General features: G+C 68.3%; 9 protein-coding genes. 5 read left to right on the top strand and 4 right to left on the bottom strand.

Annotated elements, in window-relative coordinates; genetic code table 11:
- Positions 1-3 precede the first annotated feature (3 nt).
- Entirely contained in the window at positions 4-1,191 is a 1,188-nt protein-coding gene (locus tag J7E25_RS12135; protein ID WP_214870387.1) for a S9 family peptidase, read from the bottom strand.
- A 118-nt stretch (positions 1,192-1,309) separates the two neighbouring features.
- Between J7E25_RS12135 and J7E25_RS12130 the strand changes: the two genes are divergently transcribed.
- The 4 genes from J7E25_RS12130 (at position 1,310) to J7E25_RS12115 (ending at position 6,511) form a co-directional block, all read left to right on the top strand.
- Positions 1,310-1,900 (top strand): DUF3000 domain-containing protein, encoded by a 591-nt coding sequence (locus J7E25_RS12130; protein WP_214870386.1) that lies wholly within the window; start codon positions 1,310-1,312, stop codon positions 1,898-1,900.
- Positions 1,893-3,089, top strand: a complete 1,197-nt coding sequence (locus J7E25_RS12125; protein ID WP_214870385.1) for an HRDC domain-containing protein — start codon at positions 1,893-1,895, stop codon at positions 3,087-3,089. The genes J7E25_RS12130 and J7E25_RS12125 overlap by 8 nt, the downstream gene beginning before the upstream one ends.
- A 75-nt stretch (positions 3,090-3,164) precedes the next feature.
- Positions 3,165-4,376 (top strand): thiolase family protein, encoded by a 1,212-nt coding sequence (locus tag J7E25_RS12120; RefSeq protein ID WP_214870384.1) that lies wholly within the window; start codon positions 3,165-3,167, stop codon positions 4,374-4,376.
- On the top strand, positions 4,373-6,511 hold the full coding sequence (locus J7E25_RS12115) for a 3-hydroxyacyl-CoA dehydrogenase NAD-binding domain-containing protein (RefSeq protein WP_214870383.1): 2,139 nt from the start codon (positions 4,373-4,375) through the stop codon (positions 6,509-6,511). Before J7E25_RS12120 ends, J7E25_RS12115 begins: the two co-directional genes overlap by 4 nt.
- Positions 6,512-6,611: 100 nt before the next feature.
- On the opposite strand, the gene dxs is transcribed toward J7E25_RS12115, so the two are convergent.
- Positions 6,612-8,558, bottom strand: coding sequence for a 1-deoxy-D-xylulose-5-phosphate synthase (dxs, locus tag J7E25_RS12110; RefSeq protein WP_214870382.1), 1,947 nt, complete (start codon positions 8,556-8,558; stop codon positions 6,612-6,614).
- 156 nt (positions 8,559-8,714) lie between these two features.
- Here dxs and J7E25_RS12105 point away from each other — a divergent pair, with 156 nt between their 5' ends.
- Positions 8,715-9,899 (top strand): pyridoxal phosphate-dependent aminotransferase, encoded by a 1,185-nt coding sequence (locus tag J7E25_RS12105; RefSeq protein ID WP_214870381.1) that lies wholly within the window; start codon positions 8,715-8,717, stop codon positions 9,897-9,899.
- A gap of 57 nt (positions 9,900-9,956) precedes the next feature.
- Here J7E25_RS12105 and acnA read toward each other — a convergent pair whose 3' ends face one another.
- Positions 9,957-12,767: an aconitate hydratase AcnA gene (gene acnA / locus J7E25_RS12100; RefSeq protein ID WP_308164564.1), complete on the bottom strand. Its 2,811-nt coding sequence runs from the start codon at positions 12,765-12,767 to the stop codon at positions 9,957-9,959.
- A 156-nt stretch (positions 12,768-12,923) separates the two neighbouring features.
- A complete protein-coding gene (locus J7E25_RS12095) occupies positions 12,924-13,724 on the bottom strand; it encodes a DUF3159 domain-containing protein (RefSeq protein WP_214870379.1) in 801 nt (266 codons plus the stop codon).
- Positions 13,725-13,731: the final 7 nt, after the last annotated feature.

Below are 13,731 nucleotides of genomic sequence, written 5' to 3'. Positions count from 1 at the left end.
TCCTCAGCCGACGATCTCTGCTTCGTCGCCGAGCCGTTCGACGCCCTCGGAACGCCGCGCGAGCCAGCCCTCGATGAGGTTCGTCCATCGCTCGGGGTCGTGATTCCAGAGCTTCGTGTGTCGCGCACCCTCGAAGACCTCGAACTCGATGAGATCGGGACGCGCGGCGGCGAATCGTCGGGACCCGTCGATCGGCACGAATCCGTCGTCGACGCTGTGCATGAGGAGGATCGGCACCGCGAACTCCTCGGCGCGCGCTACGGGGTCGAGGTCGGCGAACGTGATGGGAGCCGCGATCCCCGTGAGGCCACCGCTGAACGGTCCGCCGAGGAGGCGCGCCACGGCATCGGCCATTCCGTTCGGCAGCCCCTCGGCCCGCCCCTGGAACCTGAGGATGTCCACCCAGTCGATCGCCGGCGAGTCGAGCATGATGCCGACGAGTCGCTCTCGCACCGAAGCGGCGCGGAGCACCGCCTGCAACACGATCGATCCCCCCATAGACCACCCCATGAGCACCACGCGCTCTGCCCCGTGGTCGATCGCGAACTGCACCGCAGCGACGACGTCGGCCCACTCCGTTCCACCGAGCCCATAGCGACGATCCTCGCTCTCTGGCGCTTCGCCGTCGTTCCGGTAGGAGATGAGCAGGGAGTTCCACCCCGCTTCCCGCGCGGGCTCGACCGCGCGCAGGGCCTCATGACGCTTCGCGCCCCGGCCGTGCACCTGGATCACCCACCGGCCCGACGGCGACTCCGCGGGCACCAGCCACGCGGGCGCCGGGCCGAGCGACGTCTCGACGACCACGTTCTCGTACGGGTGGCCGAGCTCCCACGGACCGAGATGGTACGACGCGTTCATGCGCCCACGCGACGTGCGCTCGAGGCGCCCGAAGTCGACGGACTCGATGCGGCGACGCACAGTGCGGTGGCCTTCGTCGATGACGTCGCCGAGCCGGGCGTGACCGGCGTCGCGGTCGAACCAGAAGCCGTACCGTCCGCCCATGCGGGCCTCGTCGGATGCCGCGAGCGTGATCTCGCCGCTCGCGAGGTCGACCCCGACGACGCGCACGTCTTCCTCCCGAGTGGAGATCGGAATCACGACCTTGCGCGCGAAACGCACGGTGACTGCCGCGGTCAGCGCAGCGACCGCGGCGATGAGGAGTGCCGAAGCCCCCGCTGCGATCCCGATCATCCGTCCTGTGCTCTCGCGCCGACTCATCCGTTGCCCTCCCAGAGCGAAGCGGTCATCGTGTGGATGCGGTGCGGCGTGCCGTCGGCATCCGCCCCAGTCGAGACTCTAGTCTGCACTCGTGCCCGACTCTGCGATCGCTCCGCCGCCCGAGTTCGCGGCCGCACTCGACTCGCTGCGTGCGGCCTCGCTGCGGCCTGAGCTCGTGGTCACCGAGATTCCGGCGCCGGGCTCCCTCGCCCCGTACGCCGTGGCGCTGTCGGCGGATGTCATGCCGAGCCGCCACGGCGACGACTCCGAACTCGGCACCGGACGCTTCGTGCTCCTCTACGATCCCAGTGAGCCCGAGGCGTGGGGCGGCCGGTTCCGGGTCGTGTGCTTCGCGCAGGCGCCCCTCGAGACCGACATCGGGCTCGACCCGTTCCTCGCGGATGTCGCGTGGTCGTGGCTCGTCGATGCACTCGATGCGCGCGGCGCACGATACATCGCGGCATCCGGCACCGCGACGAAGATCCTCTCCACGGGATTCGGCGAACTCGCGCGCCAGGGCGACGGTGCGCAGATCGAGTTGCGAGCCTCCTGGACCCCCCTCGATTCGTCAGCGGGCGCACATGTGGAAGGCTGGAGCGAATTGTTGTGCATGTTGGCAGGACTGCCACCCAGATCGGAAGGGGTGACCGCCCTACCCCGTCGGAGGTCCAACCGTGGATGAATTCCGGGTGATCGAGTCTCCCGCCGAGTTCGACGACGCCGTTGCGCGTCTCGCCGGCGGTGAAGGTCCGATCGCGGTCGACGCAGAGCGCGCGAGCGGTTTCCGCTATTCGCAGCGCGCCTACCTCATTCAGATGTACCGCCGCGGATCCGGCACCTTCCTCTTCGATCCGCCGCAGATCCCCGACTTCTCGGCCCTCCAGGGTGCCATCCACTCCGAGGAATGGGTGCTGCACGCGGCGAGCCAAGACCTCGCGTGCCTTCGTGAGGTGGGCCTCGATCCCGAGCGCATCTTCGACACCGAGCTCGCCGCGAGACTGCTCGGGATGCCGCGCGTCGGGCTCGCCTCGGTCGTCGAGGAGCTCCTCGACATCCGGCTCGCGAAAGAGCATTCGGCATCCGACTGGTCGACCCGCCCGTTGCCCGAGTCGTGGCTCCGCTACGCGGCGCTCGACGTCGAGCTGCTCATCGACATCCGGGAGAAGCTCGGCGAACGTCTCAATGAGACCGGCAAGGCCGACATCGCCGCTCAGGAGTTCGACGCAGTGCTGCACAAAGAGGCGAAGCCTGCAGCTGCCGAGCCGTGGCGGCGCCTCTCGGGCATCCACGCGATGCGCAACCCCCGCAACCTGGCGGTCGCGCGCGAGCTGTGGCTGACACGCGATGCGCTCGCCTCCGAGCTCGATGTGGCTCCCGGCCGCCTGGTTCCGGATGCCTCCCTGCTGGCCGCAGTCCGCGTGATGCCCACGTCGCGACGTGCCCTCGCCGATCTCCGCGAGTTCAATGGGCGAGCGAGCCGCTCCGAGCTCGATCGCTGGTGGGCGGCCGTCGAGCGTGGCCTCTCGACCACCGACCTGCCGGCCGTGCGCGTGCCGAGCGACTCCCCACCTCCGCCGCGCGCCTGGGCGGCGCGCAACCCCGAGGCTGACGCACGGCTTCGCATCGCACGTGCGGGAGTCCTCGACCTCGCCGAGCAAGTCGAGATGCCGGTTGAGAACCTGCTCACTCCCGACCACTTGCGACGCGTCGCGTGGAATCCGCCTGCCGAGGTGACCGCCCAGACCGTCGGCGAGGCGCTCGCCAAGCTGGGCGCCCGACCGTGGCAGGTTGAGGCAACCTCACAGACAATCGCCGATGCCTTTGTCGAGGCGGCACAAACCGTCGAGGACGCCGCGACGAGCGCTTCGTAGGTTCCGTCAAGCGATTCAACGGCCCACAACGCGCTTCGTAGGATCGAGTCATCCTGATCGAAAGTGAGCTGCAGCGTGGCTGATCAAGCTGAAGTCGTGTTCGTCGACGGGGTCCGTACCCCGTTCGGCAAGGCCGGCGACAAGGGAATGTACTGGAACACCCGAGCCGATGACCTCGTCGTGAAGGCGATCGTCGCGCTCCTCGAGCGCAACCCGAACGTGCCGAAGGATCGCATCGACGATGTCGCGATCGCGGCGACGACGCAGACCGGCGACCAGGGCCTGACCCTCGGTCGCACGGCAGCGCTGCTCGCAGGGCTCCCGAAGACCGTGCCGGGCTTCTCGATCGACCGCATGTGCGCCGGCGCCATGACGGCCACCGCGATGATGTCGGGCTCGATCGGATTCGGCATGTACGACCTCGCCATCGCGGGCGGCGTCGAGCACATGGGCCACCACCCCATGGGCTCGGGCGTCGACCCGAATCCGCGCTTCCTGAGCGAGCGCCTCGTGGGCGAGGACGCCCTCGTGATGGGTGCGACCGCCGAGCGCATCCACGACCGGTTCCCGCAGCTCACGAAGGAGCGAAGCGACCGGTATGCGATGGCGAGCCAGCAGAAGACGGCTGCCGCCTACGCCGCCGGAAAGATCCAACAGGACCTCGTGCCGATCGCGATCCGCACCGATGAGGGCTGGGGCCTCGCCACGCGCGACGAGATGATGCGCCCCGAGACGACCCTCGAGGGCCTCGCCGCGCTGAAGACGCCGTTCCGTCCGCACGGCCGCATCACCGCGGGCAACGCCTCCGGCCTGAACGACGGCGCGACGGCGGCGATCCTCGCCTCCGGCGCCGCGGCGAAGGAGCTCGGACTGGCCCCGAAGATGAAGCTCGTGAGCTTCGCCTTCGCCGGCGTCGACCCCGAGATCATGGGCATCGGCCCGATCCCTGCGACCGAGAAGGCGCTGCGCAAGGCGGGCCTCTCGATCGACGACATCGACCTCTTCGAGATGAACGAGGCGTTCGCCGTGCAGGTGCTCTCGTTCCTCGATCACTACGGCATCGCCGACGACGATCCACGGGTCAACCCGTGGGGCGGTGCGATCGCCGTCGGTCACCCGCTCGCCTCCTCCGGCGTGCGCCTCATGAACCAGCTCGCGAGCCAGTTCACCGAGCGTCCCGATGTGCGCTACGGCATCACGAGCATGTGCGTCGGCCTCGGCCAGGGCGGCACCATGATCTGGGAGAACCCGAACTTCAACAAGAAGGCGAAGAAGGCCCGCGGATGACCGACTACACGACCATCGACTTCGATTCGCTCGCCGCCCTCTCCGACGACGAGGTCGTCACCCGTTCGTTCGTGCGCGACATCCCACTCTCCGACGGCAAGACCCTCGCCCTCGTCACCCTCGACAACGGACGCGACCACACCCGGCCGAACACCCTCGGCCCGGTCACGCTGCTCGAGTACGCGAAGACGCTCGACGCCCTGAAGGCACGCGCGTCGGCGGGTGAGATCCACGCGGTCGCGGTGACCGGCAAGCCGTTCATCCTCGCCGCGGGCGCCGACCTCACCAAGGTCGCCGAGATCCCCGACGCCGAGACCGCGCGCAAGATGGGACAGCTCGGGCACTATGCGCTCGGCAAGGCCTCCGAACTCGGCGTGCCGTCGTTCGCCTTCATCAACGGCCTCGCGCTCGGTGGCGGCCTCGAGATCGCGCTGAACGCCGACTACCGCACGGTGGACGCCTCGGTTCCCGCCGTGGCACTTCCCGAGGTGTTCCTCGGGCTCATCCCGGGTTGGGGCGGCGCCTTCCTCCTGCCGAACCTCATCGGCATCGAGAACGCGCTGAAGGTCGTCATCGAGAACCCGCTGAAGCAGAACCGCATGCTGAAGGCGTCGGATGTGCTCGAACTCGGCATCGCCGACGCACTGTTCCCGTCGGTGAGCTTCCTGGAAGACTCGATCAGGTGGGCAGACGGGGTCGTGTCAGGGCGCATCAAGGTGAAGCGCCCGAATGAGCCAGGCAAGGTCGAGCGGCTCGTGAAGTGGGATGTCGCCATAGGCATCGCCTCGAAGATGCTGAAGAGTCGCATCGGGTCGGTGCCGAAATCGCCGTACGCCGCGCTCGACCTGCTGAAGGCTGCGAAGAGCGGCACGAAGGCCGAGGGATTCGCGCGTGAAGACGAGGCGCTCGCCGAGCTCATCGCAGGCGACCAGCTCCAGGCATCCGTCTATGCCTTCAATCTCGTGCAGAAGCGGGTGAAGCGGCCCGCCGGCGCGCCCGACACGGCGCTCGCGAAGAAGGTCACGAAGGTCGGCGTGCTCGGTGCCGGATACATGGCGAGCCAGCTCGCCCTGCTGTTCGTGCGTCGTCTCCGGGTTCCGGTCGTCATCACCGACCTCGACCAGGAGCGCGTCGACAAGGGCGTCGCCCACATCGCCGACGAGATCGACGCCCTCCTCGGCAAGGGCCGGATCTCCCCCGATGAGGCGAACCGCTTGAAGGCGCTCGTCACCGGCACCACCGACAAGGCCGATTTCGCGGACTGCGACTGGGTGATCGAGGCGGTCTTCGAAGAGCTCGAGATCAAGCAGAACGTGTTCGCCGAGGTGGAGCAGTTCGTCTCCCCCGAGGCCGTGCTCGCCACGAACACGTCGTCGCTCTCGGTCGAGCAGATCGGGGCCAAGCTGAAGCACCCCGAGCGGGTCGTCGGATTCCATTTCTTCACGCCGGTCGCGGTCATGCCGCTCATCGAGGTCGTGAAGACCCCGCACACCGATGATGCGACGCTGTCGACCGCGATGGTCACGGCGAAGAACCTGAAGAAGAACGCCGTGATCACCGCCGATACGCCCGGTTTCGTCGTCAATCGCGTGCTCGCGAAGCTGCTCGGCGAGGCGATGCACGCCGTCGACAACGGCACGTCGTTCGAGGTCGTCGATGAGGCCATCGCGCCCCTCGGCCTGCCGATGCCTCCGTCGCAGCTGCTCGACCTCGTGGGACTCAAGGTCGGCGCGCACGTGCTCGACACCCACCACGCGGCGTTCCCCGATCGGTTCTACCGCAGCGAGAACCTGCACAAGCTCGCCGACCACGGCAAGCTCCTCGACAAAGACGACAAGGGCAAGGTCAAGGGCTTCGACAAGGGCGCGCTCAAGCTCGTGTCTGGCGGCAAGAACCCGTTGACGGCCGACGAGATCCTGACGCGCCTGCAAGACGGTCTCGCCGACGAAGTGCACCGCATGCTCGAAGACGGCGTCGTCGAGGCGCCCGAGGACATCGACCTCTGCATGCTCCTCGGCGCGGGCTTCCCCTTCCAGATGGGCGGCGTGACGCCCTATCTCGACCGCGTGGGCGCGAGCGAACGGGTCTTCGGAGACACGTTCCACCACCCGCCGATCAAGGGTGTCGGCGCGTAGCCGAGACGACGAAGCGGCCCTCGACAGATGTCGGGGGCCGCTTCCATCTGCGCGGATGCTCGCGCTCAGGCCGTGACCACGACCGCGAGACTCCGGGGGCTCAGCGTTCGCCGCCCGCGCGCACGGTGGTGGATCCGGTGTCGGTCGACACGCCCCGGGCGTGCGGGAGCTTCGAGCCGAGCACCATCGCGGTGACGTCGCGCGCGATGTGCTGCGGCGTGAGGCCGACGCGTTCGAGGATGTCGGCGCGCGATCCGTGGTCGAGGAACTCGTCGGGCAACCCGACCTCGGTCACCGCGGTGTCGACCCCTGCCTGGCGCAGGTCTTGACGGATGCGGGTGCCGATGCCGCCCACGCGGATGCCGTCTTCGAGGCTCACCACGATGCGATGCTCGGCGGCGAGATCGATGAGGCTCCGCGGCACGGGCACCACCCAGCGCGGGTCGATGACGGTCGCGCCGATGCCCTGCGCCTCGAGGCGTTCGGCGACCGCGAGGCCGATGCCGGCCATCGGTCCGACCGTGACGATGAGCACGTCGTTGCGGCCCGATTCGGCGAGCACGTCGACACCGTCGTCGGTGCGGCGCAACGCGTCGTAGTCGACGCCCACGGTGCCCTTCGGGAATCGCAACACGGTCGGCCCGTCGTTGACGGCCACCGCCTCGCCGAGCTCTTCCGCAAGGCGCACGGAGTCTCGGGGGGCAGCGATGCGAATGCCGGGAACGACCTGCAGGATCGAGAGGTCCCACACTCCGTGGTGGCTCGGCCCGTCGGGACCGGTGACGCCGGCGCGGTCGAGCACGAACGTCACCCCCGCCTTGTGCAGCGCGACATCCATCAGCACCTGGTCGAACGCACGGTTGATGAAGGTCGCATAGACGGCGACGACGGGATGCAGCCCGCCGAAGGCGAGCCCGGCCGCCGACGTGGCGGCGTGCTGCTCGGCGATGCCGACGTCGAAGACGCGGGTCGGGAATCGCTCCGCCATGCGGTGCAACCCGGTGGGTCGCAGCATCGCCGCGGTGATGCCGACGAGCCGTTCGTTGTGCTCGGCCAGGTTCACGAGCTCATCGGCGAAGACGTTGGTCCATGCCGGCGACGACGCCGGTTCGAGGGACTCACCGGTCTCGGGATCGATCTGGCCGACGGCGTGGAACTGGTCTGCGGCGTCGCGGAGGGCCGGCTCGTAGCCGCGGCCCTTGTCGGTGATCGCGTGCACGATCACGGGGGCGCCGTACTCACGTGCCTGGCGCAGTGCGGCTTCCATTGCGTGCTCGTCGTGGCCGTCGATCGGGCCGATGTACTTGATGTCGAGGTTCGAGTAGAGCGCCTCGTTGCCGGTGAAGCGGCTGAGGAACCCGTGCAGGCCGCCGCGCACACCGCGGTAGAAGGCGCGCGCGGGCTCGCCGAGGCGATCGAACGCACGACGGCTCGACAGGTGCAGGTTGCGGTACGTCTGCTTCGTGCGCACGGTGTTGAGGAACCGTGCCATGCCACCGATGGTCGGAGCGTAGGAGCGTCCGTTGTCGTTGACGATGACGATGAGCTTGCGCGTGTTGTCGTCGGAGATGTTGTTGAGCGCCTCCCACGTCATGCCGCCGGTGAGGGCGCCGTCGCCGACCACGGCGATGACGTGGCGGTCGTGCTGCCCGGTCATCTCGAACGCCTTCGAGATGCCGTCGGCCCAGGAGAGGGAACTCGACGCGTGCGAGCTCTCGACGATGTCATGCTCGGACTCGGAACGCTGCGGATAGCCGGCGAGGCCCCCGGTCTGGCGAAGGGTCGAGAGGTCTCTGCGCCCCGTGAGGAGCTTGTGCACGTACGACTGGTGGCCGGTGTCGAAGACGATCGCATCGCGCGGTGAGTCGAAGACCCGGTGGATGGCGATCGTGAGCTCGACGACGCCCAGGTTCGGGCCGAGGTGACCACCCGTCTTCGACACGGATGCCACGAGATACTCGCGGATCTCGCGTGCGAGTTGCTCAAGCTCTTCGGTACTCAGCGCATCGAGGTCGCGCGGTCCGGAGATGGTCTCGAGCAGGGTCATCCGGGAAGCACCTTTCACCAAGCCCCAGCAGGAAGGGGCATCCATCGATTCTACGCGACGCCGTTTGATCGCTCACTCGACTCTGGTGCGGTGCCCGAACCAGGGAGGAGAATGACGTGGTGGTCCGACAGTGATGCGGGCCGACGGGAGGCTGTCATGACGGTCCGCCCAGCGCGACTCGCCGACGTCGCGGGATTCAGCAGCGACCGGGTCGCGGCAGCGGCGGGCGACGATCCCGACGTCCTCCGACTCGAGAACCTCGACACCGACTCGCCCCCGCCGCGAGAGGCCATCGAGGCGACGAAGGCCGCGGTAGGCGACCCGTCGGCGAACTCGTATCTGCCGTTCACCGGACGCCACGACCTCCGTCGCGCCGTCGCGGATCGCGTGCGAGCGCGATCGGGTGTCGAATACGATCCCGAGAGCGAGGTCGTGATCACGTCGAGCGATGGGGATGGCCTGCTCGACGCACTGCTGGCCGTGACTGACCCCGGGGACGAAGTCATCATCACCGATCCCACCTACGCGGGGATCCTGAACCGCGTCCTCCTCGCCGGGGCTCGGCCACGGGCGGTGCCCATGCGTGCCCTGGAGGGCGCCTGGCGACTCGACCTCGAAGAACTCGCGGCGTCCGTCGGACCCGCCACGCGGGCGATCATGTTGCAGAATCCATCGTTCCCGTCGGGATACCTGCTCACGGACGCCGAGTGGCGGGAGATCACCCGACTCTGCGTCGAGCACGATCTGTGGCTCATCTACTGGGCTCTGATGGAGGGAATCGTCTTCGACCACGGCGCGGTGATCCATCCTGCGTCGTACCCGGGCATGCGCGAACGGACCATCGTGGTCGGCACCGTCTCGCTCGAGCAGCGCATGATCGGATGGCGGATCGGATGGCTGGTCGCCCCCGAGGCGGTCATGTCCGACCTCTCGGTGGTGCACATCTACAACGGCGTCGTTGTCGGTGGTATCGCGCAGGCGGGTGCGCTCGCAGCGCTCACCGCTGACGACGACGGTCTTGCCGGATGTCTCGCCGAGTGGCAGCGCCGACGCGACACGGTCTGCGAGCAGCTGCGAGGCTTGCCCATGCTCACTGCAGCAGGCGGCTGGTCGCAGATCCTCGATTCACGCGCGCTCGGGGTCGAACCCGGCGCGCTGTCGCACGCACTCCTCCGCCGTCGCGTCGCCGCGACGCCCATGACCGGATGGGGCGGACCGGTCGCCGACCGGCATCTGCGTCTCGTCTTCAGTCGCGAACCCGTGCCGCGCCTCGAGCTGTTCGGCGACCGATTCGCCATGGCGCTCGCCGACCTCGGAGTCACTTCGTGGACGATGCCCTGAACGACGACGGCGGGGCCGGACTCCGAGGAGTCCGACCCCGCCACGTCGTCGGCCGCGTCAGACGAGGCTGCGCAGCACGTACTGCAGGATGCCGCCGTTGCGGTAGTAGTCGGCCTCACCGGGCGTGTCGATGCGGACGACCGCGTCGAACTCGATCGCCTGCTTGCCCGCCGGGGAGTGCCCGGTCGGCGAGGCGACCACGTGAACCGTGCGGGGCGTGACGCCCTCGTTCAGCTCCTCGAGACCCGTGATGGAGACCACCTCGGTGCCGTCGAGGCCGAGCGAATCGGCCGACTGGCCGGCCGGGAACTGCAGCGGCACGACGCCCATGCCGATCAGGTTCGAGCGGTGGATGCGCTCGAAGCTCTCGGTGATGACGGCCTTGACGCCGAGGAGGCTCGTGCCCTTCGCCGCCCAGTCACGCGACGAACCGGAGCCGTACTCCTTGCCGCCGAAGATGACGAGCGGCGTGCCTTCAGCCTGGTAGTTCTGGCTCGCGTCGTAGATGAACGACTGCGGGGCATCCGCTTGGGTGAAGTCCCGTGTGAAGCCGCCCTCGACGCCGTCGAGCAGCTGGTTCTTCAGGCGGATGTTCGCGAAGGTGCCGCGGATCATCACCTCGTGGTTGCCGCGGCGCGAGCCGTAGGAGTTGAAGTCCTTGCGGTCGACGCCGTGGTCGGTGAGGTAGCGGCCGCCCGGGCTGTCGGCCTTGATGGAGCCAGCGGGGCTGATGTGGTCGGTGGTGACCGAGTCGCCGAGCTTCGCGAGCACGCGAGCACCGACGATGTCGGTGACCGGCGTGGTCTCCATGGTCATGCCGTCGAAGTACGGGGGCTTGCGCACGTAGGTGGACTCCGCGTTCCACTCGAAGGTGGCTCCCGTCGGGGTCTCGAGGTTGCGCCAGCGCTCGTCGCCCTCGAACACGCTCGCGTACTGGTGCGTGAACATGTCCTTGTTGATCGAGCTGTCGATCGTCTGCTGCACCTCGGCCGCATCAGGCCAGATGTCTTTCAGGAACACGTCGTTGCCGTCGAGGTCGGTGCCGAGCGCGTCGACCTCGAAGTCGAAGTTCATCGACCCGGCGAGGGCGTAGGCGATCACGAGCGGCGGGCTCGCGAGGTAGTTCATCTTCACGTCGGGGTTGATACGCCCTTCGAAGTTGCGGTTGCCCGAGAGCACCGCCGAGACCGCGAGGTCCTTCTCGTTGACGGCGACGGAGATCTCGTCGATCAGGGGTCCGGAGTTGCCGATGCACGTGGTGCAGCCGTAGCCGACGGTGTAGAAGCCCAGGTCTTCGAGGTAGCTCGTGAGGCCGGCCTTCTCGTAGTAGTCGGTGACGACCTTCGAGCCGGGCGCGAGGGTGGTCTTCACCCACGGCTTGGACTTCAGGCCCTTCTTCGCCGCGTTGCGCGCGAGGAGGCCCGCCGCGAGCATGACCGAGGGGTTCGACGTGTTCGTGCACGAGGTGATCGCCGCGATGGCGACCGCGCCGTGGTCGAGCGTGAACGCCTGCCCGTCGGGGAGCCTCACCGGCGTCGGGTTCGACGCCGTGGCCGGCGCGTGGCTGCGGTGGTGGTGCTCGTGGTGGCTGTGCTCGTCTTCTGGCGTGTTGCCGGGCGGGTCGGATGCAGGGAACGACTCTGCACCCTCGAGGTCGACGAGGTCGTGATCGACGGTCGCGTAGTTCAGCAGGTCCTTCTCGAACGCCGCCTTGGAGGAGCTCAGCTCGATGCGGTCTTGGGGACGCTTCGGGCCGGCGATCGAGGGCACCACGGTGCTGAGGTCGAGCTCCATGTACTCGCTGAACGTGGGCTCGCTGTCGGCGTCGTGCCAGAGCTTCTGCACCTTGGAGTACGCCTCGACGAGGGCGACCTGCTCGTCGCTGCGGCCCGTGAGGCGCAGGTAGTCGAGCGTGACGTCGTCGATGGGGAACATCGCAGCGGTCGAGCCGAACTCGGGGCTCATGTTGCCGATGGTGGCGCGGTTGGCGAGCGGCACGGATGCTACGCCCGAGCCGTAGAACTCGACGAACTTGCCGACGACACCGTGCTTGCGCAGCATGTCGGTGATCGTGAGCACGACGTCGGTGGCGGTGACGCCGGTGGGGATCGCGCCCGAGAGCTTGAAGCCGACCACCTTGGGGATGAGCATCGAGACGGGCTGGCCGAGCATGGCGGCCTCGGCCTCGATGCCACCGACGCCCCAGCCGAGCACGCCGAGGCCGTTGACCATCGTCGTGTGCGAGTCGGTGCCGACGCACGTGTCGGGGTAGGCGCGGAGCACCCCGCCCACCTCACGGGTGAACGTGACCTTCGCGAGGTGCTCGATGTTCACCTGGTGCACGATGCCGGTGCCGGGCGGCACGACCTTGAAGTCGTCGAACGCGGTCTGGCCCCAGCGCAGGAACTGGTACCGCTCGCCGTTGCGCTCGTACTCGATCTCGACGTTGCGCTCGAGCGCGTTCTCGGTGCCGAAGAGGTCGGCGATGACCGAGTGGTCGATGACCATCTCGGCCGGCGCGAGCGGGTTGATCTTCTTGGGGTCGCCGCCGAGCGCTTCGACCGCCTCGCGCATCGTGGCGAGGTCGACGATGCAGGGAACGCCGGTGAAGTCCTGCATGACCACGCGCGCGGGCGTGAACTGGATCTCGGTGTCGGGCTCCGCGGTGGGAACCCACGAGCCGAGCGCCTCGATCTGGTCTTTCGTGACGTTCGCACCGTCTTCGGTGCGGAGCAGGTTCTCGAGGAGCACCTTGAGGCTGAACGGGAGCTTCTCGTGGCCCGGCACGGTGTCGAGACGGTAGATCTCGTAGGACTTCTCACCGACGTGGAGCGTGTCCTTCGCCCCGAAACTGTTCACTGCAGACACGATGTCCTCTCCTTCGCGGATGCGGCCCGAACACGCGAGCGGCACTCCATCTTCTCCGTCAGACATGGGGCTGTTCCAGCAAGGGTAACCTAAGCGCCGTAGCCCGGGACAGGCTCCGCACGGGTGCGGATTTATCTTGACGTCGAGATAACTCTATCACTCACGCTGGCGCGGCGCCGACGGGTACACGACCCGCACGACGAGCCACGAGAACACCAGCACGAGCGCATAGAGGGGCACGCCCATCAAGAGGCGGGTGGCGCCGAGCGCCTCGACGTTGCCCGCGAAGTAGAAGGGCACCTGCACGACGAGGCGTGCCACGAACAGGCCGAGCCAGATGAGGGTGAGCAGCTGCATGGCGCGGAGCTTGCGACGGTCTGACCGCCACGCGGTGCCGTCGCCCATGAGGAATCCGACGATGAGCCCGAGCAGCGGCCACCCCACGAGGAGCGAGATGAGCAGGGCGAGGCCGTAGGCGGCGTTGGTGTAGAAGCCGAGTACGTAATTGTCTTCCGCGCGACCGGTCCAGAGCGCGAGGGCCGCGGATGCCGCGACGCCGATGAGCCCGGCGATAGCCTGGGTCGGCGAGCTGCGGCGGGCGAGCCGCACGATCGTGAACACGACCGCGAGGCCGAGCGACGCGGCGAGCGAGGGCACGAGCTCGCGCGTGAACGTGTAGACGACGAGGAAGACGAGCCCGGGCAGGATCGCCTCGGCGAGCCCGCGGAGGCCGCCGAGCGCGCCGAGCAGGTCGCGGCCGGTGAGCGTCTCGCCGCGCGCGAGGCCGAGTCCGGATCGCTCGGCGGCCGCGGCGAGCTGGCGCCCGAACTCCCCCGCACCGTCTCCGGCGACGGTCGCGCCGTCGCCGTTCGGGCTCGCGTTCGGCTCGCCCGCGGATGCCGCGGCATCCGCTCGCTCGTCGGATCGGGGGTCGCGCTCGGCGCCGGCATCCGTCATCGCAGCG

This window comes from Agromyces sp. ISL-38, assembly GCF_018613935.1.
Classification (GTDB): domain Bacteria; phylum Actinomycetota; class Actinomycetes; order Actinomycetales; family Microbacteriaceae; genus Agromyces.
This window is presented reverse-complemented; position numbering and strand designations above follow the sequence as displayed.

Excerpts from the sequence above, each read along its gene's own strand:
- J7E25_RS12115 (WP_214870383.1), top strand. The coding sequence starts at position 4,373 with ATGACCGACTACACGACCATCGACTTCGATTCGCTCGCCGCCCTCTCC.
- J7E25_RS12135 (WP_214870387.1), bottom strand. The coding sequence starts at position 1,191 with ATGATCGGGATCGCAGCGGGGGCTTCGGCACTCCTCATCGCCGCGGTC.
- J7E25_RS12095 (WP_214870379.1), bottom strand. The coding sequence starts at position 13,724 with ATGACGGATGCCGGCGCCGAGCGCGACCCCCGATCCGACGAGCGAGCG.
- J7E25_RS12105 (WP_214870381.1), top strand. The coding sequence starts at position 8,715 with ATGACGGTCCGCCCAGCGCGACTCGCCGACGTCGCGGGATTCAGCAGC.
- dxs (WP_214870382.1), bottom strand. The coding sequence starts at position 8,558 with ATGACCCTGCTCGAGACCATCTCCGGACCGCGCGACCTCGATGCGCTG.